General features: G+C 39.8%; 20 protein-coding genes and 1 pseudogene. 13 read left to right on the top strand and 8 right to left on the bottom strand.

Annotation, left to right across the window (positions count from 1 at the left end):
* The first annotated feature begins 71 nt into the window (after positions 1–71).
* From ccoN to ttcA, 11 genes are all read left to right on the top strand, one after another.
* Positions 72–1499, top strand: coding sequence for a cytochrome-c oxidase, cbb3-type subunit I (gene ccoN, locus EGC82_RS11535; RefSeq protein ID WP_124730891.1), 1428 nt, complete (start codon positions 72–74; stop codon positions 1497–1499).
* A 12-nt stretch (positions 1500–1511) separates the two neighbouring features.
* Entirely contained in the window at positions 1512–2153 is a 642-nt protein-coding gene (gene ccoO, locus EGC82_RS11530) for a cytochrome-c oxidase, cbb3-type subunit II (RefSeq protein ID WP_124730890.1), read from the top strand.
* Positions 2154–2162: 9 nt separating this feature from the next.
* Positions 2163–2339 (top strand): cbb3-type cytochrome oxidase subunit 3, encoded by a 177-nt coding sequence (locus tag EGC82_RS11525; RefSeq protein ID WP_011637473.1) that lies wholly within the window; start codon positions 2163–2165, stop codon positions 2337–2339.
* 5 nt (positions 2340–2344) lie between these two features.
* A complete protein-coding gene (ccoP, locus tag EGC82_RS11520) occupies positions 2345–3313 on the top strand; it encodes a cytochrome-c oxidase, cbb3-type subunit III (protein WP_124730889.1) in 969 nt (322 codons plus the stop codon).
* 116 nt (positions 3314–3429) lie between these two features.
* Positions 3430–3909: a FixH family protein gene (locus EGC82_RS11515; RefSeq protein ID WP_124730888.1), complete on the top strand. Its 480-nt coding sequence runs from the start codon at positions 3430–3432 to the stop codon at positions 3907–3909.
* Positions 3910–3966: 57 nt separating this feature from the next.
* A complete protein-coding gene (locus EGC82_RS11510; RefSeq protein ID WP_124730887.1) occupies positions 3967–6360 on the top strand; it encodes a heavy metal translocating P-type ATPase in 2394 nt (797 codons plus the stop codon).
* On the top strand, positions 6357–6626 hold the full coding sequence (gene ccoS, locus EGC82_RS21560; protein WP_244212452.1) for a cbb3-type cytochrome oxidase assembly protein CcoS: 270 nt from the start codon (positions 6357–6359) through the stop codon (positions 6624–6626). The genes EGC82_RS11510 and ccoS overlap by 4 nt, the downstream gene beginning before the upstream one ends.
* A gap of 5 nt (positions 6627–6631) precedes the next feature.
* Positions 6632–7321: a sulfite exporter TauE/SafE family protein gene (locus EGC82_RS11500; protein WP_124730886.1), complete on the top strand. Its 690-nt coding sequence runs from the start codon at positions 6632–6634 to the stop codon at positions 7319–7321.
* Positions 7322–7629: 308 nt separating this feature from the next.
* A complete protein-coding gene (etrA, locus tag EGC82_RS11495) occupies positions 7630–8382 on the top strand; it encodes an electron transport transcriptional regulator EtrA (protein WP_124730885.1) in 753 nt (250 codons plus the stop codon).
* A gap of 98 nt (positions 8383–8480) precedes the next feature.
* A complete protein-coding gene (uspE, locus tag EGC82_RS11490) occupies positions 8481–9410 on the top strand; it encodes a universal stress protein UspE (RefSeq protein WP_124730884.1) in 930 nt (309 codons plus the stop codon).
* A gap of 90 nt (positions 9411–9500) precedes the next feature.
* Positions 9501–10445 carry a tRNA 2-thiocytidine(32) synthetase TtcA gene (ttcA, locus tag EGC82_RS11485; protein ID WP_124730883.1) on the top strand — a complete coding sequence of 315 codons (945 nt, stop codon included), beginning with the start codon at positions 9501–9503 and terminating at the stop codon, positions 10443–10445.
* 84 nt (positions 10446–10529) lie between these two features.
* Here ttcA and EGC82_RS11480 read toward each other — a convergent pair whose 3' ends face one another.
* Positions 10530–11177, bottom strand: coding sequence for a DUF2987 domain-containing protein (locus EGC82_RS11480; RefSeq protein WP_124730882.1), 648 nt, complete (start codon positions 11175–11177; stop codon positions 10530–10532).
* Complete coding sequence (locus EGC82_RS11475) at positions 11170–11979, bottom strand: glucosaminidase domain-containing protein (protein WP_124730881.1); 810 nt, start codon at positions 11977–11979, stop codon at positions 11170–11172. Before EGC82_RS11475 ends, EGC82_RS11480 begins: the two co-directional genes overlap by 8 nt.
* A 269-nt stretch (positions 11980–12248) precedes the next feature.
* Between EGC82_RS11475 and yvcK the strand changes: the two are divergent.
* Positions 12249–12968, top strand: a pseudogene (yvcK, locus tag EGC82_RS11470) (uridine diphosphate-N-acetylglucosamine-binding protein YvcK); the annotation flags it as partial.
* Positions 12969–12987: 19 nt separating this feature from the next.
* Here the strand turns inward: yvcK and EGC82_RS11465 are convergent.
* Positions 12988–14109: an ISAs1 family transposase gene (locus EGC82_RS11465; protein ID WP_124729838.1), complete on the bottom strand. Its 1122-nt coding sequence runs from the start codon at positions 14107–14109 to the stop codon at positions 12988–12990.
* Positions 14110–14175: 66 nt separating this feature from the next.
* Here EGC82_RS11465 and EGC82_RS11460 point away from each other — a divergent pair, with 66 nt between their 5' ends.
* The gene (locus tag EGC82_RS11460; protein ID WP_124730880.1) at positions 14176–14454 is read left to right on the top strand and encodes a hypothetical protein; all 279 of its coding nucleotides are present in this window, start codon (positions 14176–14178) and stop codon (positions 14452–14454) included.
* Between the two features lie 232 nt (positions 14455–14686).
* On the opposite strand, the gene EGC82_RS11455 is transcribed toward EGC82_RS11460, so the two are convergent.
* The 5 genes from EGC82_RS11455 to thrS all read right to left on the bottom strand — a co-directional run bounded on the left by EGC82_RS11455 (position 14687) and on the right by thrS (position 19362).
* Positions 14687–15886 carry an amino acid aminotransferase gene (locus EGC82_RS11455; protein ID WP_124730879.1) on the bottom strand — a complete coding sequence of 400 codons (1200 nt, stop codon included), beginning with the start codon at positions 15884–15886 and terminating at the stop codon, positions 14687–14689.
* Between the two features lie 352 nt (positions 15887–16238).
* Entirely contained in the window at positions 16239–16595 is a 357-nt protein-coding gene (gene rplT / locus EGC82_RS11450) for a 50S ribosomal protein L20 (protein WP_101031404.1), read from the bottom strand.
* Between the two features lie 15 nt (positions 16596–16610).
* The gene (rpmI, locus tag EGC82_RS11445; protein WP_011496149.1) at positions 16611–16805 is read right to left on the bottom strand and encodes a 50S ribosomal protein L35; all 195 of its coding nucleotides are present in this window, start codon (positions 16803–16805) and stop codon (positions 16611–16613) included.
* 82 nt (positions 16806–16887) lie between these two features.
* Positions 16888–17430: a translation initiation factor IF-3 gene (gene infC / locus EGC82_RS11440; RefSeq protein WP_124730878.1), complete on the bottom strand. Its 543-nt coding sequence runs from the start codon at positions 17428–17430 to the stop codon at positions 16888–16890.
* Between the two features lie 3 nt (positions 17431–17433).
* A complete protein-coding gene (thrS, locus tag EGC82_RS11435) occupies positions 17434–19362 on the bottom strand; it encodes a threonine--tRNA ligase (protein ID WP_124730877.1) in 1929 nt (642 codons plus the stop codon).
* Positions 19363–19832 lie beyond the last annotated feature (470 nt).

Below are 19832 nucleotides of genomic sequence, written 5' to 3'. Positions count from 1 at the left end.
CATGTCAATCTAACAGGTAAAGTTCGCTTTACTAAATATTAAAAGTATAAGTAATAAGCCGTGGAAGCATTATGATGAACCATTCCCAGTCTACAGGCGCTGATTACAACTACACTATTGTCCGCCAATTCGCACTAACCACAGTTTTGTGGGGAATCTTTGGCATGTCAGTAGGCGTATTGATTGCGGCTCAGTTAATCTGGCCACAACTGAACTTCGACACTCCTTGGTTAACGTACAGTCGTTTACGACCATTACATACCAATGCGGTGATTTTCGCGTTCGGAACATCAGCTCTTTTCGCTACATCCTACTATGTTGTGCAACGCACTTGTCAAGTCCGCCTATTTGCGCCTAAATTAGCCGCATTTACGTTTTGGGGTTGGCAAGCCGTTATTATTGCAGCTGCTATTACTCTACCAATGGGTTTCACCCAGGCGAAAGAGTATGCAGAATTAGAATGGCCTATCGATATCGCAATTGCGATTATTTGGATTAGCTATGCAATTGTCTTTTTTGGCACAATCGCTAAACGAACAACCTCCCATATTTATGTGGCGAACTGGTTCTTTGGTGCCTTTATCATTACTGTTGCAGTACTTCACATTGTTAACTCAATGGCAGTACCAGTAAGCTTGTTTAAGTCTTACTCACTGTACTCCGGTGCGGTCGATGCGATGGTTCAGTGGTGGTACGGTCATAATGCGGTAGGCTTCTTACTTACTGCTGGTTTCTTGGGGATGATGTATTACTTCGTGCCTAAGCAAGCTGGTCGCCCAGTGTATTCATATCGCTTATCAATTGTGCATTTTTGGGCATTGATCGCGCTATACATTTGGGCTGGTCCTCACCACTTACATTACACTGCCCTTCCTGACTGGACTCAGTCTTTAGGCATGGTAATGTCATTAATCTTATTTGCGCCTTCTTGGGGCGGTATGATTAACGGTATTATGACCTTGTCTGGTGCGTGGCATAAGCTTCGTACAGACCCTGTTTTACGTTTCTTAGTTGTTTCACTGTCTTTCTATGGTATGTCTACCTTCGAAGGCCCAATGATGGCAATTAAAACGGTAAATGCATTATCTCATTATACCGACTGGACTATTGGTCACGTTCACTCTGGCGCGCTAGGCTGGGTTGCAATGGTGTCTATTGGTTCTTTATATCACTTAATTCCAATATTATTCGGTCATGGTCGTATGTACAGCATGAAGCTGGTTAACGTTCATTTCTGGTTAGCCACTATCGGTACTGTGTTGTATATCGTTAGTATGTGGATTTCGGGTGTTATGCAAGGTCTTATGTGGCGTGCGGTTAACTCTGATGGAACACTAACGTATAGTTTCGTTGAGAGTTTAGAAGCCTCATATCCATTCTACTTTGTACGCTTTATAGGTGGTTGTTTCTTCTTAACGGGTATGTTCCTTATGGCTTATAACGTTATTCGTACCGTTAAAGCACCTAAAGATACATTACCTGCTATTGCAGAAGCTTAAGGAGCAGATTCGATGAAATTTAATCATGAATTAATTGAAAAAAATGTTGGTCTGCTTGCTATCTTCACGGTTATCGCCATTAGTTTTGGTGGTTTAGTGCAGATTACCCCACTGATATTTCAAAAAGACACCACTGAACCTGTTGAAGGTCTTATTCCTTATACAGCGCTACAGATTGAAGGTCGTGATATTTATGTTCGTGAAGGTTGTTACAACTGTCACAGCCAAATGATCCGTCCTTTACGTGCTGAAACAGAACGTTATGGTCATTATTCTGTTGCGGGTGAGTCTGTTTGGGATCATCCATTCCAATGGGGTTCTAAGCGTACTGGTCCTGACTTAGCGCGTGTTGGTGGACGTTACAGCGATAGATGGCATGAAGTGCATTTACTTAATCCTCGTGATGTTGTACCGCAGTCAAACATGCCTGGTTTTCCTTGGTTAGCCGAGAATAAACTAGACGGTGTACTCACTGGTGACAAGATGACTATTCTGCGTAATCTCCATAAAGGTGGTTATAAAGGTGGTGGTAAAGAAGGTAATGACCTTTACACAGATGAAGAAGTCGCCGGCGCTCAAAAAGCGGTTGAAGGCAAAACTGAAATGCAGGCACTGATCGCTTATTTGCAATCTTTGGGTCACGCACTCAAATAGGAGGCAATAATGGATTATGGTACTTTTCAAGGTATTTTAACCATAGTTGTTATGGTGACTTTTGTAGGCATATTTTTCTGGGCATACAGTAAGCATAGCAAGTCAAAGTTTGACGAAGCGGCTAACTTAGTGTTTACAGAAGATGAACTTGCAAAAATGTCAAAAGACTCGGGAGATCAGAAGTAATGATTATGAGTAACTTCTGGAGCATTTGGATTTCTGTACTGACGATTGTGGTCATTGCTGGTTGTTTTATCCTTCTTAAACTGGTTAATAATAATTACACCGGTGTAGAAGAAGGTAAATCAATGGGCCACAGTTTTGATGGTATTGAAGAACTGAACAACCCACTACCAAAGTGGTGGGCGTACATGTTCTATTTAACCATCGTATTCGGTGTGATCTATTTAGCTCTATATCCAGGCCTAGGTAACTACAAAGGTCTGTTTGGTTGGACAAGCTCTAACCAAAGTATTGGTACTGACAAAGGCATTAAAGTTGACTCAGCTGCAGCGCTTGAAGCAGCAAAAAATGAAAACCGTTTGTCTCAGTATGACCGCGAAGTGGCTCATGCTGACGAAAAATACGGTCCAATTTTTGCGGCCTATTTAGCGACTCCGTTAGAAGAGTTAGTGAAAGATCCTGAAGCATTAAAAGTGGGCGGACGTTTATTTTTACAAAACTGCTCACAATGTCATGGTTCTGATGCTCGTGGTTCTAAGGGCTTCCCTAACCTTACTGATGACGATTGGTTATATGGTGGTGATTTAGCCACGATTAAAACTACTCTGATGAACGGTCGTAACGGCATGATGCCGCCAAAAGGTGGTTTACCTATCGAAGACAGCGAGATTAAAGGTCTAGCTGAATACGTGATAAAACTATCTGGTGGTGAACATGACGAAGCGTTAGCTGCTCAAGGCCAAGGTTCATTTATGAAAGGTTGTTTTGCATGCCATGGTATGGATGCAAAAGGCAACAAGTTCATGGGTTCGCCTAACTTGACAGATAATGTTTGGTTGTACGGCGGAAGTCGTGGTGTGATTGCAGAATCGATCATTAATGGCCGCGCAGGTGTTATGCCAGCATGGAAAGACATTCTCGGAGAAGAGAAAGTTCACGTCATTACAGCTTATGTTTATAGCTTATCAAACAAATAGTTACTTATAAGTAACATCAAGGCCTCGAGATTATCGAGGCCTTTTTTTTAAGTGATTATTAAGCCATAACGGGGTAAAATGTCCCCCGAATTATTACCACCATTTTAGGACGTATTATGTCGGATCAACTCCCTTGGTATAAGCAGTTTTGGCCATGGTTTTTAATCATTTTGCCAATGTGTGCGGTTATCGCTAGTTTAACTACATTAAAGATTGCTTTAGATAATTCAGACTCATTAGTTGCTGAAGATTATTATAAAGAAGGTAAAGCCATTAACATGGATTTGCGTAAGATAAAATACGCTCAACAAATTGGCATGAAATTTTTAGTGACTGTTGCCGATCAAGAATTAAAAATCACTCAACAAGGTGGTCCTGAATATCGTGCTGCATTGAATGTTCAGTTTTATCATCCGACGATTGAAGAAAAAGATTTCAGCTTAAATGCCACAGCAGACGCTAATTATGTTTATCACATCCCATTAGATGCTGCGATTACCGGCCCTTGGGAAGTGCGCATAGAAGGATTTGATGCTAAGTGGCGTATACAACAACGTATTGATATTAAAGATGACGTTGAATATTGGCTAAATTAATAGTAAATCGATTAAGTCTTTGAATGATGACATATTTAATTAAGCTGGTATAAATAGATGACATCTTGCTTTCATTGCAATGAGCCGGTGCTAACGGGTGAACAGTTTACAACCGTGATTAATGGGCAACCACAACCTATGTGCTGCCCAGGTTGCCAGGCGGTTTCGCAAGCGATTATGGATGCTGGCTTAAGCAGCTATTATCAATTTCGCAGTGAGCCAGGTAATCGCCAAACTGCTTTGATACCAGATCAATTGTCGCAGTACAGTGCTTATGATTTACCTGAAGTACAGCAAGACTTTGTCCATAAACAAGGGGCTATTGATTCGACCTCTTTGTCTATCGACGGCATTACCTGCGCTGCTTGTGCATGGTTAATTGAGCATAAACTCAAACCCATTGCTGGTGTCACCAATGTATTGGTTAACTCAACTACACAACGCGCATTGGTAAGTTGGGATAGTCAAATTATTCAACTCAGTGAAATTTTGCAGATTATCAGTAAAATTGGCTATCAAGCCGCGCCCTACCAAGTTGATGAGCAAGAAAAACAATCAAAAGCAGACAGTCGTAAATTTTTACTCCGCCTAGGCCTTGCAGGTTTTGCCACCATGCAGGTGATGATGTTTGCTCTCGCCTTATATACTGGATACTTTACCGACCTAGATGTCGAGTTTCGCGATTATTTCCGCTGGGTGAGTTTAATTTTTGCCGCTCCAGTGGTGTTGTATTCTGCTCAACCCTTTTATTTCAGTGCGCTTCGGAGTTTATTAAGTGGCAAGCTTAATATGGATGTCTCTGTCTCCATCGCTATTTTGGGGGCTTATGTCGCCAGTTGTATTGCGACGATTCAAGGCAATGGTGAAGTGTATTTTGAATCAGTATCGATGTTTACTTTCTTTTTATTATTGGGCCGTTATTTTGAACAATCTGCCAGACAAAAAGCCTCTGTAAGTTCGAGTAACTTGCATAAACTCGTGCCTTTGACCGCGCATTTATACCGTGATGGCGAGATGACTGAAATTGCTGCTAAACAACTCGTCATTGGCGATATTATTTTGGTCAAACCTGGTGAAGTCATTGCAGCAGATGCTGAGGTGGTTAATGGCCTATCAAGCGTCAATGAAGCCATGCTAACCGGCGAACAAATGCCAATAGGCAAACAGATTAATGATACCGTTTATGCCGGAACGATTAATATTGAGCAACCTCTAGAGGTTCGCGTTATTGCATTAGGACAAGATCAACTGGTAGCAGAAATTATTCGCCTGCAAGAGCTTGCGTCAAACAATAAGCCGGCGATTGCATTAGTTGCCGACCGTTTAGCGCGTTACTTTTCCGCCACGGTATTATCTATAGCAGCAATAACGTATTTAGTCTGGTTAACCATCTCTCCTGACGACGCTTTTTGGATTACTTTGTCGGTATTAGTTGCAACCTGCCCTTGTGCCCTCGCCCTGGCGACGCCAACAGCCGTTACCTGCGCAACAGCTATTTTTACTAAGTTGGGCGTTATTCCCCGTAGAAGTGGAATTTTTGAAAAGCTGACTAAAATTAATCATGTAGTGTTTGATAAAACTGGCACACTGACCTGCGGCCAGTTATCGATTGGTGATGTGCAAACCTTTGGTGGCTATTCCTCAGAGCAAGTCTTATCGTTGGCCGCAGCAATTGAGCAAGGCTCTTTACATCCTATCGCTTTAGCTTTTACTTCGTTTTATGATAATCAACATTTGGTTGAAAATATCGAACATCATATTGGTTTAGGTATTCGCGCTAGTATCGGTCAGCTGCAAGTTTGTATTGGTACGGCTCAATTTGTTACCCCAGACGCAAATGTAGCGGCTTCACAGGCAATTGAAACCCAGTGGATATATCTGTCTGTCGATAATAAATTGGTCGCTAAAATTGAAATGCTTGATGAGTTAAGAGTCGACAGTTTAGCCACCGTAACTGCATTAAAGGCAGCCAATATTTCTCTGAGTATCGCCAGTGGTGATAACTCAGGACATGTTGAGTTTTTGGCAAATAAACTCGGCATTTCAGATGTTCATTCAGGTTTATCGCCTCAAGGTAAGCTAGCCTTAGTGAATAAATTACAACAACACGCTCATGTGGCCATGTTTGGTGATGGTATTAATGATGCTCCCGTACTAGCAGGTGCTAATTTATCTGTTGCTATGGGTAGCGGCAGTGCTATTGCCAAAAATAGTGCCGACCTAATTTTACTAGGCGATCATTTGTCACGTTTTAATGATGCTATTGATGTGGCTAAGCAAACTCAGCGCATAATTCATCAAAATTTGTTATGGGCTTTTGCTTATAACATGGTTATTTTGCCATTAGCAGTTACCGGACATGTAGCCCCGTATATTGCCGCGATTGGCATGTCTGTTAGTTCACTGATTGTGGTGAGTAACAGTTTACGGCTTCTTAGGATAAAATTATGAGTATCATTTACGTATTAATACCTATTGCAATGTTGTTTGTATTAATTGCTGTCTCTATTTTCTTTTGGGCGGTAAAGTCTGAACAATTTGATGATCTAGACAGGCAAAGTGTGTCGATTTTATTTGATGACGATAACATCAACCCGAATAACACAGCTAATACCAACGGTATTGATGACCGTACATCTCCCAGTCATTCATCAATAAAATGCTCTACCATAAAAACCAGTGTAGAAATACCTAATTCACTTATTAAACCAGAGTAAATACAGTGATTGAATATAACGTTGGTGGCGCATTTATTGTTGGCTTAATGGGCGCGGCACATTGCTTTGGTATGTGTGGTGGGCTCATTGGCGCTTTTTCAGCAAACATACCCGCCAATGGCCAGTCACGTTTAAGCAGTCAATTGACATTTCTTTTCAGCTATAACCTTGGGCGTATTTTTAGTTACACCGTTGCCGGAGCTTTAGTCGGTGGCAGTGTGTCAGCCCTAGGCCATTTGTTTGATGCCGACAATTATTTAATCGTTTTGCGGATTATTGCCGGAATAATGATGATATTAACGGGGCTGTATATTGCGCAGATATGGTTTGGAATTGTGCATATTGAAAAAGTCGGTAAATTATTATGGCGCTATTTGCAACCGTTAACACGCAGATTTATCCCTATAAAGCATCCATTACAAGCCGTTATGGCCGGTATGGTTTGGGGGTGGCTACCTTGTGGGCTAGTATACAGTACGTTAACTTGGTCGGTTGCATCTGGTAGCGCATTGCAAGGTGGTTTGATTATGTTTGCATTTGGTTTAGGCACATTACCGGCTCTATTTGCTGCTGGATTAGCAGCAAAAACCTTGGCTCAATGGGTACAAAAACGCGCTGTTAGACTGTTCAGTGGCGGCTTATTGGTTTTATTTGGACTACAAACACTTTACATCGCTGTTAATCAACTTAACTAGTGCCAAAGGAGCCTTTAATCGGTTATGTCAGCTATATAATCGAAATATAGTAACTGATTAATATACAACATTATTTTTTAGCGTTTAAAATCAATACCTTTTAAAGGTTGAATGAATTTCTAGAGTGCTTATCTACAGCAGCAAAGTGTTGATGCAGATTAACGTTACCGCTCTTTTACATACGTTTATTGTTGCTAATATTACATAGACTAACCACTTCATTTATCAGCACGACTCACATGTTGAGGAGTACCTTATTAGTGCTGAATGGTATAACATAGTAGTGTCTTCACCAATTGAGAATGGGTATGTCTTCAGATTTGCTAAAAACTCGTAGTCCATCAACCAGCGGTTGTGCTATTCACTGTCACGACTGCAGTATGGAAGCCCTGTGTATCCCTTTTACGTTAAATAATGATGAGATTGATAAACTCGATAATATTATTGAACGTAAAAAACCCATTCAAAAAGGAGACCTTATTTTTAAATCTGGAGACGTGCTTAAGTCATTGTATGCAATTCGGTCTGGTACCATTAAAAGCTATACCATTACTGAACAAGGTGACGAGCAAATCACTGGGTTCCATCTAGCCGGAGATGTTATCGGTTTTGATGGCATTCATGCCCAACGTCATCAAAGTTTTGCTCAAGCATTAGAAACTTCAATGGTGTGTGAAATCCCTTACGATACCTTAGATGAGTTATCTGGTTCTATGCCTAAATTGCGTCAGCAAATTATGCGCTTGATGAGTAATGAAATCATGAGTGATCAAGAAATGATCCTCCTACTGTCAAAGAAAAATGCTGAAGAACGTTTAGCTGCATTTATTAATAATCTTGCTAACCGTTTTGGTAATCGTGGTTTCTCTCCGCATGAATTTCGACTTACGATGACTCGTGGTGATATTGGTAATTATTTGGGCCTAACGGTTGAAACTATTAGCCGCTTATTAGGCCGATTTCAAAAATCAGGCTTAATTGAAGTCAAAGGTAAGTATATTTCTATTATTGATCATCTGACCTTAAGTCGTCTGGCAGGCAACGCTCGCATCGCTACTTAAATCGGATTTTATGATCTATCTCATGGTTTCTTTATTAGGAAACGGTAATACTATCAATAGATAATATAAATAAAAAACTCAACAGCTTTGGAGGTTATATGAAGGATTATAAGAAGATATTAGTGGTGATTAATCCTACAACGGATCATCAACCCGCTTTGGCACGTGCTGTTGAATTAGCGTCAAAAAGTCAGGCAGAAATAACTGCTTTTTTATCGATTTTTGACTTCTCATATGAAATGACGTCTATTTTGTCTAGCCAAGAACGTGAAGCGATGCGCCAAGGCGTGATTGATCAACGTGTTGCTTGGTTAGAGAACGCAATAAGTGGCTTTAGTAAGTTTAATATAAACATTAATACTGAAGTTGTTTGGCATAACCGACCTTTTGAAAGTGTGATTAACCATGCAATGAAAGGTTATTATGACTTAATTGTTAAAAGCACACATGAACACGATAAATTAAAAGCCGTTATTTTTACTCCAACTGATTGGCATTTAATGCGTAAATCTCCAGTACCGGTGTTACTTGTAAAAGAACATGATTGGCCAGTGGCAGGTAAAATTGTCTGTGCGGTTAATGTCGTATCTGAAGATGAAGATCATCAAAAACTTAATGGTAAAATCATTAATCATGCACTCGACTTAGCCAAAAAATTCTCTGCCAGCGTACATTTAGTTAATGGTTATCCTGGAACACCTGTTAATTTAGCAATAGAACTCCCCGACTTTGATGCCAATGTGTATAACAACACAGTGCGTATGCAGCATGAACAACGAGTACAATATTTAGCTCAGGCCTATAATATTCCACTTGAAAACTGTCATGTTGAAGAAGGTTTACCCGAAGATGTTATTCCTGAAATGGCTACCAAGTTAGATGCAGAATTAGTAGTACTGGGTACGGTAGGCCGTACTGGTTTTTCAGCAGCATTGATTGGTAACACTGCGGAACATGTTATCGATAGCATTAATTGCGACTTGTTAGCGATTAAACCTGATGGATATAAATCACCTTTAGAAGATTAGTCATAATAGAATAGGTTAACTACTTTACCCTGACCTCGAATACTGGAATAATACGCGCCCTGAAACACTTGGTTACTGGGCGCATTTTTTATGTCTGAAGTTGAAGTTGATACCCTCTCTAAAAATAATAGTACTCGTATTAAGAAACTGCAAAAACGTCTACGACATGACGTAGGTTCAGCGATTGCAGATTACAATATGATCGAAGACGGTGATCGTGTTATGTGCTGCCTTTCTGGCGGTAAAGACAGTTACACCATGCTGGATATTTTATTAAACCTTCAACAACGTGCTCCAATTAAATTTGAAATTGTAGCTGTTAACCTCGACCAAAAACAACCTGGTTTTCCTGAACATGTTTTACCAGCCTACTTAGATGAGTTGGGTGTTGCTTATCATATTCTTGAAAAAGATACTTACTCCATTGTCAAAGAAAAAATCCCCGAAGGTAAAACGACATGTTCACTCTGTTCTCGCCTACGTCGCGGTACTCTTTATGGTTTTGCCCAACACATAGGTGCAACTAAAATTGCATTAGGCCATCATCGTGACGATATTATCGAAACCTTATTTTTAAATATGTTTTTTGCTGGTAAACAAAAAGCGATGCCACCGAAACTCTTATCTGACGATGGGGCCAATATAGTGATCCGTCCGTTGGCTTATTGTCGTGAAAAAGATATTGAGGAATATTCGACATTAAAATCATTTCCTATCATTCCTTGTAACTTGTGTGGCTCGCAAGAAAACTTAAAACGTGGCGCTGTTAAAGACATGCTGCAGATGTGGGATAAACAACATCCGGGTCGTCTAGAAACAATTTTTACGGCAATGCAAAGTACATCTCCTTCACAGGGGGTAGATCGTGAACAGTTTGATTTTGTATCACTAAAACGAAATCCCGATGTGATTAATACTGGTGATGTTGCAGATGCTGATTTGCCTGCGTTTGATTTTGTTGATATCAATAATAATGGTCATATTAATTTAGACATCAGTAATAGAATCGATGTGGTTGCGACGTTTAAACCATAATAACGTTATTATAATAGTAATAGATCAATAAAGGCGTTGATATCAACGCCTTTATTATTACTGGGTGCTTATTATTTGTAACTATTAATTCATTACCAAAGGACTTATTACACTAGGTTTTTGAGTAAATGAAATTTGTTTCAGTTGATTGATTTGTTCAATTGTTAAAGTAAATTCTTCGCCAGCAATAGTTTCTACATTATCAATAACGACCTTTATGATTTCGTTTTGCGTTTTAGCAAAATCAAACGTTAATCCATTAATCGGTTTGCGAAAATACTTCATCGGGAAACCTTGCAATCCATCAAGTAGATTATTCATATCATTTGTTAAGGCTTGTAGCTCTGCTTGAGTAAACTGCAGTTTTGTTTCTTTAGCTCGAACCTGCATGGCTATACCACATTGATTAGCTGCACCCATAACATTAATATTGACTAAACCTCGGTCAGATTTTAGCTGTGGATCATAAGGAATAAATAATCGTTGTTGCTTGGTATACGTTAGTGGAAACTGTTCTTTTTCGGTCGTGATACTGCCAGATACTATGGTGCAATCAGGAGTAATAGGAACACTAAAGGCCAACTCAACCAATGGATAGCTTTGCTTGTTCACTTGCTTTAATCGATCATAAAAACCGTTATACTCTAAAGAAACGGTTTCAGCTAAACTATTACTAACCATAAAAATAGTCGATATAAAAATAAATCCGTTCACTAGCGTACGATTACGCATTCGCGTTGTTTCCTTGTAAATATGGCTTATTGTGTTTAAGCATTTCGAGTAATTCATCAATGTATTGATCTCTTCGTTCTGAATAATTAATTAATCCATAAACTAATCTCTCAGCAGTGGGTCTAATTTTCTGAGCCCGTAAATCGGCACGAATAGAACGAAATAATTTATATGCAGAATGGGTATTTAAGTTAATCATGTAGGCAATAATCGAGTCTTTAGGTGAATCAAATACTGCAACTTCATGATTCTTGCCATCACCTCTTGAGAATGGTACTAATCCACATCCATCGGTAAAACACCATTGACCAAAAAAATTAAATCCGTCGATAGCAAAACGAGAACTCCCCCAACCACTTTCGGTGGCAGCTTGTACCAATACCATCTCAACTGGAATGATATCGATGCGCTTTAATAACGGCATTAAGGTATAGCGAGTGAATGATTTAATATCATATTGATATTTGTCTAGAATCGATTTCAGCCTATCATTATCAGGCTCACTTAATCCTAAACCATTATCGATTTGTTCGATTGCTGCTAATAAAAATTGACGTTCGTGAATAATAATTTGATTTTGAGCTTCAATAACCGGTCGTAAGTAATCAAAGAACGTTTGTTTTTTTGTGGCTATATCGTCTATCTCAGCAAAGACCGGTACCTCACCAAGATCTATATAATTAAGCTGACCCGATACTGATACTTGAGTCGTATTAGGAATGATAAATAGTCTCAATGCCAACAATGCAAATACGGCTAAGCCTAACGCAAATGTCACTTGACCTATATTGCCTATTTTCAATAGTACCTGCCTTATCTAAAATTCATTTCTAACTTATTAATCTTGGTAATTATAACCTTAAAGACAGATAGGATACAGCAAACTGCTTTTGTGAATAAAGTCCTTATCGGCTATGGATCACGGTTGTTCAGGCTATGAGCTGAAAAACATTAAAATAATTACACTTTAATGACTATATACAGTTAAAATCGATAGAATGTGATATCTGGGCAGTCTTTTATCGGCTGTGTATCGTCTTGTTCAACGACTCAAGGACTTGAGATCTAATGATGTTGAATCAAAAACTCAATAATTATCATCATGTGGTAGCCATAGGTGGCGGACATGGATTAGGCCGTATTCTAGCCGCATTATCTTTTTTAGGACCAAGATTAACCGGGATCGTGGCAACGACTGATAATGGAGGGTCTACCGGTCGACTAAGGCAGGACCAACAAACGATTGCTTGGGGAGATCTACGGAATTGCCTTTCCCACTTAGCTCATAGACCATCACTTGGATCTATGTTATTTGATCACCGTTTTACTGGTAATAATGAACTCTCGGGTCATAATTTAGGCAACGTTGTTTTGCATGCGCTTGATCAACTATGTGTTAGACCACTTGAAGCAGTTAATTTAATTCGTGGCCTACTTAAAATTGAGACGCAAATTATTCCTATGTCTGAAGCTTCGACTCATCTTGTTGCGCTAACGCATTGTGGTAATAAAGTATTTGGTGAACTTAATGTTGATGGCATGACTGAAGCACCGATTGCATTATTATTAGAGCCCGAAGTTGAAGCTACCTCAGAAGCCTGTATTGCACTGGCTGAAGCTGATTTAATCATCATCGGTCCCGGCAGTTTTTTAACCAGCATATTGCCGCCATTATTACTGCCACAAATAGCCAAGAGTATTCGTGAATCAAACGCGCATGTGATGCTGATTGATAATTTAACAGCGGAATATTCACCCGCTAGCACCTTTAGTATTGAGGATAAAATTGCCAGGGCCACCGCATGAGTGTTTAATTTTTAACCGAACCACTAAATCCAGTCTTTAATACTGCTTCAAGCATCGATGGATTCATCATGCATCGCTTTTGTTTTCCAACAATGCTTATCTTCGTCGGCTCTGCACGTAACATATTCAAACTCATATGACGCAGGCATGACAGATTTTCCGCCCCATGAGCGTTGTATATTTGACATGCATCCTCACTCATACTGACATCAAGCACCCAGTGCATCGATTCGATGCCCCAATGTTCTCGAACGGCTATCGCTGCTTGTTCGGCACTTAACTCTTTAGAACTGATGTAATAACGATACTCAAGCTCGATTGGCTTTCCTTTCTCAAGGCGACAACTTTCAACCATAACGATATTTTTTAGCCCCTTCCACTTTGAAAAGTCACCGAGTAAGTTTTTACTATCAATAACATAGCACTGGCGACACTCAGTACGTCCGTGACCGTGTTCAATCACTGATTTGTCCGTATTGTTAGCTCGCTGGAAAGCGAAGGCTTGTACTATCGCTTCGCGTAGCTTTCCCTGGTTACTTTTAACGGCAAGCAGATAGTCACCCCCTTGGTCCACAATGGTTTTGGCTATCTTTGTTTGACAAGCCATCGCATCGATAGTCACTAACGCCCCTTTGATATCTAACATCTTTATCAACTCAGGAATGGCGGTTATCTCATTGCTTTTTTGTTCTGTTTTAAGCTGACCAAGCACTAATTTGTTTGAGGAAGCGTAGGCACTAATCATGTGTATGGTACTGGCTCTATCTTCACGATTGTATGACCCTCGAAGCGTTTTTCCATCAATAGCAATAACTTGGCCTTCAGTAAGGGTGTGTATCGAAGACATCCAATTGATAAAACATTGGTGAAACTGCTCAGGTTCAATGGTTGATATGATACGAGCAATCGTGTCATCAGCGGGAATGCCGTTCACGAATAGTTTGTTGTTTTTAAACCAATCATGATGCCCAAGAATGTATTCGCGAATATCAAACCAGCCTTTAGCGCCTGCGATAACGGCACATAGCGAACCAAACAGTACCTCAAAAAGGCAATAGGTCACTTTAGCCCCTTGACGCTGGTCTGTTATTGTTTGGAAATTCTCTTTGAAGTGGTCAATATGCATGGTGTGCTCCCAAAAAAAGGGAGTATAAGATCATAGCGAGATGTTAACGTCAAACCTTATGTTAAATTGATTGAAAAACGTTCACGATCTCGCCCTGATAAAATTGCTTGGTTTAACCAAGTTATAGGTAAAGAAGTTATTGCCGATGTTATCCAACATGGAAATGAGATTAAGCTCGCTTACTCTGCGATCAACGGCGTTCGCTTTAATCACTTTCCGTTAGTCAGCCAACACCATCCAGGATTACATGACAAAATGGCATTAGCTGAAGCGATTAGCCAAGTTTGCAGCTTGCATAGTAAACCGATTGATTTGACTGAATATCGTTATAGCGGTATTAACTAAATAACCTGCCTCTATTTAGTTAACAGCGTATTAGTCATAAGGGCATTGTAAAATTCCTTACTACTTTAGTTAAGTCCTCGGCATTAGCTAAAAAATTTAACTATAAATAATCTATAAATAAACGCGGTTATGGTTTAACCATAACCGCTAGGTAATGTTAATCATCAGTGAGTCATATAATAGGTAATAAAAAAGGCTGCATGGCGCAACCTTTTTATCGCTATACCACAATCTAAGACAAGATCACTTGAGCAATAGCCTTACAAACTGCTGGCATGTTATTTTTGGTTAATCCGGCAACACTAATACGACCAGAACCGACAATATAAATCGCGAACTCATCTTTTAGGCGTGCTACTTGGCTTTTAGTTAAACCAGAAAAACTAAACATACCATTTTGACGAGAAATAAAACTAAAATCTTGTTCGACACCTTCAGCTTTTAGACTTGCAACAAACAAGCCGCGCATCTCTGCAATACGTTCACGCATTGACGTTAACTCTGCTTGCCATTCTTGATGCAGTGAAGCATCAGCTAAAATTGTACTCACAATTAAGCCACCGTGTGCCGGAGGGTTAGAATAATTGGCACGAATTGTTTTCTTAATTTGGCTAAAACTTCTAATGGCATCATCTTGATCTTCAGCAACGATAGTCACAGCACCAACTCGCTCGTTATACAAACCAAAGTTTTTAGAAAATGAATTAGCAATTAATAACTCTGGAACTACGGCCGCCACTGCACGTAAACCTTGTGCATCTTCGTCGATACCTGCACCAAAGCCTTGGTAAGCAAAATCAAATAACGGCAGCAATGATTTCTCTAAACAAATATTTGCAACTTGCTTCCACTGCTCAATCGATAAATCGATACCTGTTGGGTTATGACAACAGCCATGAAGCAACACTACATCTCCTGCATTCGCATTCGCCAAATCAGCGAGCATAGCAGCAAAATCCAAATCATTAGTTTCAGCTTTGTAGTAGCGATATTCTTTAACCGTTAATCCTGCTGTTTCAAAAATGTTCTGGTGATTCGCCCAAGTAGGGTTACTTACCCAAATCGTTGTTGATCCCGTATTACGGACCAGGAATTCAGAAGCCACGCGTAATGAACCTGTTCCGCCAGGAGCCTGTGCAGTAACAGCGCGTTTATTTGCAATAATAGAGCTCTGTTCACCAAATAATAATTTTTGAACCGCTTGGTTGTAAGCTTGTACACCTTCAATTCCGAGATAGTTTTTGCTCTTTTCGGTCTCAAGTAATATAGCTTCAGCTTTTTTTACACAAGATAAAATAGGTGTTTGCCCTGCTTCATCTTTATAAATACCGACCCCTAAGTTAACTTTGTGAGGGCGAACATCTGCTTTAAATGCATCGGTTAAGCCTAAAATGGGATCTGCTGGAGCAAGTGTGACTTGAGAAAAGATCATTACTACTATCCTAAGTGAAGTGAATGGACAAAATTTATTTAGTTATACCACTGTATACCAGTGGTGAGTAGTGAGACTTTTGATAGTTGCCATAAATTTGATTATAAATGAGATATTCTTCAAAATTATGTTCATTTTACTATCACTTCAATAAACCATGTCGCTCAGCTAACTTAAGTTTCGATAGTTTACCGATACATTATAGGTATGCTCTGTACTAGTAGCAGATATCAAATAGCAATAACATTGATTACCGTGGCTCGTACTACCGATATTGTGCTTAAAGATTGCGATACAAAGACATAAAAAAAGGAACCCGAAGGTTCCTCTTTTTAAGCAATAAACTAATTACTTAGTTTAACGCTTCTTTTGCTTTTTCAACTAAAATTGCAAAAACAACTTTGTCGAAAACAGCGATGTCAGCCAAAATCTTACGATCGATTTCAATAGACGCCTTTTTCAAGCCGTTAATGAAACGGCTGTAAGACAGACCATTTTGACGAGACGCTGCATTAATACGTGCAATCCATAACTGACGGAATTGACGTTTTTTCTGACGACGGTCACGGTAAGCATATTGACCAGCTTTAGTTACTGCCTGAACAGCAACACGGTAAGTACGGCTACGAGCGCCATAATAACCTTTAGCTAATTTTAAAACTTTCTTGTGACGAGCACGTGCGGTTACACCACGCTTAACTCTTGGCATTTTTTATCTCCTAAATTAAGCGTATGGTAGTTGACGCGCGATTGCTGGAACGTCAGATTTAGCAACTAAACATTTAGCACGTAAGTGACGCTTACGCTTAGTGCTTTTCTTGGTCAAAATGTGACGTAAGTGTGCTTGCTTGCGCTTGAAACCATTAGCGGTTTTCTTAAAACGCTTCGCAACACCCTTGTCTGTTTTCATTTTAGGCATTTCTAAAACTCCGCATTGGGACGTTAATAAACGTAAGGCGAGCAAAAGCCTCGAGAGACTTTTGCTACTTTAGGTTGCCCTACTATTTCTTTTTAGGTGCTAGCACCATAATTGCTTGACGACCTTCCATTTTCGGGAAAGATTCGACAACCGCATACTCTTCCAAATCAGCCTTGATACGGTTCAAAAGATCCATACCTAGGTTTTGGTGTGCCATTTCGCGACCACGGAAACGCAGCGTAACTTTCGCTTTGTCACCATCTTCTAGAAAACGAATCAGGTTGCGTAGTTTTACCTGATAGTCGTTTTCATCAGTACCAGGACGGAATTTAATTTCCTTAACCTGGACCTGTTTCTGCTTCTTCTTTTGTTCCTTTTGAGCTTTCGCTTTATCAAAAAGGAACTTACCGTAGTCCATTATGCGACAGACAGGAGGCTCAGCATTGGGACTGATCTCTACAAGATCAACTCCGGCTTCATCTGCAACGATCTGAGCGTCTTTTATAGTTAATATACCAATTGGCTCACCATCTAAACCTGATAAACGGACTTCAGGTACACCAGTGATTTCATCATTGATTCTATTAGGGGCTGGCTGTCGCCCTGCTGTTCTTTTGATCTTTATGACCTATTCCTCCAACAATTTGAGACTACGGAGCGAAATCTGTTGACGTATCATCGCGGCGAAATCTTCTAGTTTTAACTTGCCTAAATCGATACCGTCACGTGTACGCACCGCTACTTCCTTATTTTCCATTTCTTGATCACCAACGACCAATAAATAAGGCACACGTCTTAGAGTGTGTTCGCGTATTTTAAAGCCTATTTTCTCATTCCTCAAGTCAAAAGATGCTCGAATACCCTGTTCTTTGAAGAATTTAACGATTTCTTCAACATAATCAGCTTGTTTATCGGTAATATTCATCACAACCACTTGCATCGGAGCAAGCCATGTTGGAAATTTACCGGCGTATTCTTCTATCAATATACCTATGAAACGTTCTAAAGAACCTAAAATAGCACGATGGATCATTACTGGCGTCTGGCGACTGTTGTCTTCTGCGACGTAAGTGGCACCTAAACGAGTCGGTAATGCATAATCGAGTTGTACTGTACCACATTGCCATGCACGATCTAAACAGTCATGCAAAGTAAATTCGATTTTCGGGCCATAAAACGCGCCTTCACCCGGTAATATTTCAAATTTAATATTTTTATTGGCCAGTGCTTGCTTTAAAGCGTCTTCAGCTCGGTCCCACATGTCATCATCGCCAATACGTTTTTCAGGACGCGTTGACAGTTTAACCACGATGTTGTCGAAACCAAATGTCGCATATGTGTCATATACCATTTGGATACATGCACTGACTTCTTGTTGCACTTGATCATCAGTACAGAAAACATGAGCGTCGTCTTGAGTAAAGCCACGTACGCGCATTAGACCGTGAAGCGAACCTGATGGCTCATTACGATGACAACAACCAAATTCTGCCATACGTAACGGTAGGTCACGATATGATTTTAATCCTTGATTGAAAATCTGTACATGACCAGGGCAGTTCATTGGTTTAATTGCGTACTCACGGTTTTCACTTTTAGTAGTGAACATCGCTTCTGCGTACTTATCCCAGTGGCCAGAACGCTCCCATAACACTCGGTCCATCATTAGTGGGCCTTTCACTTCTTGATAAGTGTATTGACCTAGCTTTTGACGAATGAATTTTTCGAGCTCTAAAAATATGCTCCAGCCATCGTTATGCCAAAACACCATTCCTGGTGCCTCTTCTTGCATATGATACAAATCTAATTGCTTGCCAATTTTACGGTGATCGCGTTTAGCTGCTTCTTCTAAGCGGACTAAATGGGTTTTAAGGGCTTTTTTGTCAGCCCATGCTGTACCGTATATACGCTGCAGCATCTTATTGTCTGAATTACCACGCCAATAAGCACCTGCGACACTCATTAATTTAAAGTTCTGACAAAAACGCATGTTTGGCACATGTGGACCACGACACATATCAATGTATTCTTCGTGGTTATAAAGCGCAGGCGTTGCGTCTTTACTGATGTTTTCATCAAGAATGGCAATTTTGTATTCTTCGCCACGTTCGCTAAATGCATCACGAGCTTCTTGCCAAGAGACTACTTTTTTGACGACATCGTAATTAGTTTTAGCCAAAGTCAGCATACGCTTTTCTAAGGCTTCAATATCCTCATGCGTTAGCTTATGGTCTAAATCGATATCGTAATAGAATCCGTTATCAATTACTGGCCCGATCGCCATTTTAGTTTCTGGCCACATTTGTTTGATCGCGTGACCTAATAAATGTGCACAAGAATGGCGAAGGATTTCAACACCCTCTTCGTCTTTAGCCGTAATAATAGCTAACTCTGAATCTACAATGATTAAGTCCGTTGCATCTTTTAGCTCACCGTTTACACGGCCAGCAATACACGCTTTAGCTAAACCAGGGCCGATGTCTAATGCAACATCAAGAGTTGATACGGGATCTGCAAACTCACGTTTGCTACCATCAGGCAGTGTAATAATAGGCATGAAATTTCCTTTTCCAGTGGTGACCCACACGTAGGGCCACATGGTAATTAAGTATGTTCTATTTGAACGAGAAACACGTTAATGAAATCAAGACAGTACAGGAGTCTTAGTTACCCAAAAACGTAAGCCTCTATTTTATGCGATAAGCGGATTATCGCGCAACTACCCAATGATGAATTAATGATAATTTTTTCGGTTTATGCGGGTCGATATGTTTTAACAACGCAATGCTTCATTAATAGAAGTAGCACGAATAAATATCGTTTTGAAATGAGATACCTTTTACAGATGAAAGAGAGTGCTGTAAATCATATCTGATGAATATTGTTCACTCAAAAAGTCATTGATTACTAAAGATTATGCTGATTTTGTTAATTATAAATCAATAAAAGATGAATATAATTCTCACTAAATAGAATCATTCTTAGGGATGAACCAAAATATAAAATGCTCACTATACTTATTGATAT

Origin of the sequence: Shewanella livingstonensis, from assembly GCF_003855395.1 — a bacterium.
Classification (GTDB): Bacteria; Pseudomonadota; Gammaproteobacteria; order Enterobacterales; family Shewanellaceae; genus Shewanella; species Shewanella livingstonensis.
This window is presented reverse-complemented; position numbering and strand designations above follow the sequence as displayed.

What these genes read in the sequence shown, in the direction of transcription:
- ccoO (WP_124730890.1), top strand. Translation starts at nt 1,512, where the DNA reads ATGAAATTTAATCATGAATTAATTGAAAAAAATGTTGGTCTGCTTGCT.
- EGC82_RS11480 (WP_124730882.1), bottom strand. Translation starts at nt 11,177, where the DNA reads ATGCGTAATCGTACGCTAGTGAACGGATTTATTTTTATATCGACTATT.
- ttcA (WP_124730883.1), top strand. Translation starts at nt 9,501, where the DNA reads ATGTCTGAAGTTGAAGTTGATACCCTCTCTAAAAATAATAGTACTCGT.
- ccoN (WP_124730891.1), top strand. Translation starts at nt 72, where the DNA reads ATGATGAACCATTCCCAGTCTACAGGCGCTGATTACAACTACACTATT.
- ccoP (WP_124730889.1), top strand. Translation starts at nt 2,345, where the DNA reads ATGAGTAACTTCTGGAGCATTTGGATTTCTGTACTGACGATTGTGGTC.
- EGC82_RS11510 (WP_124730887.1), top strand. Translation starts at nt 3,967, where the DNA reads ATGACATCTTGCTTTCATTGCAATGAGCCGGTGCTAACGGGTGAACAG.
- EGC82_RS11525 (WP_011637473.1), top strand. Translation starts at nt 2,163, where the DNA reads ATGGATTATGGTACTTTTCAAGGTATTTTAACCATAGTTGTTATGGTG.
- etrA (WP_124730885.1), top strand. Translation starts at nt 7,630, where the DNA reads ATGTCTTCAGATTTGCTAAAAACTCGTAGTCCATCAACCAGCGGTTGT.
- EGC82_RS11455 (WP_124730879.1), bottom strand. Translation starts at nt 15,886, where the DNA reads ATGATCTTTTCTCAAGTCACACTTGCTCCAGCAGATCCCATTTTAGGC.
- rplT (WP_101031404.1), bottom strand. Translation starts at nt 16,595, where the DNA reads ATGCCAAGAGTTAAGCGTGGTGTAACCGCACGTGCTCGTCACAAGAAA.
- EGC82_RS11465 (WP_124729838.1), bottom strand. Translation starts at nt 14,109, where the DNA reads ATGCATATTGACCACTTCAAAGAGAATTTCCAAACAATAACAGACCAG.
- ccoS (WP_244212452.1), top strand. Translation starts at nt 6,357, where the DNA reads ATGAGTATCATTTACGTATTAATACCTATTGCAATGTTGTTTGTATTA.
- rpmI (WP_011496149.1), bottom strand. Translation starts at nt 16,805, where the DNA reads ATGCCTAAAATGAAAACAGACAAGGGTGTTGCGAAGCGTTTTAAGAAA.
- EGC82_RS11515 (WP_124730888.1), top strand. Translation starts at nt 3,430, where the DNA reads ATGTCGGATCAACTCCCTTGGTATAAGCAGTTTTGGCCATGGTTTTTA.
- uspE (WP_124730884.1), top strand. Translation starts at nt 8,481, where the DNA reads ATGAAGGATTATAAGAAGATATTAGTGGTGATTAATCCTACAACGGAT.
- thrS (WP_124730877.1), bottom strand. Translation starts at nt 19,362, where the DNA reads ATGCCTATTATTACACTGCCTGATGGTAGCAAACGTGAGTTTGCAGAT.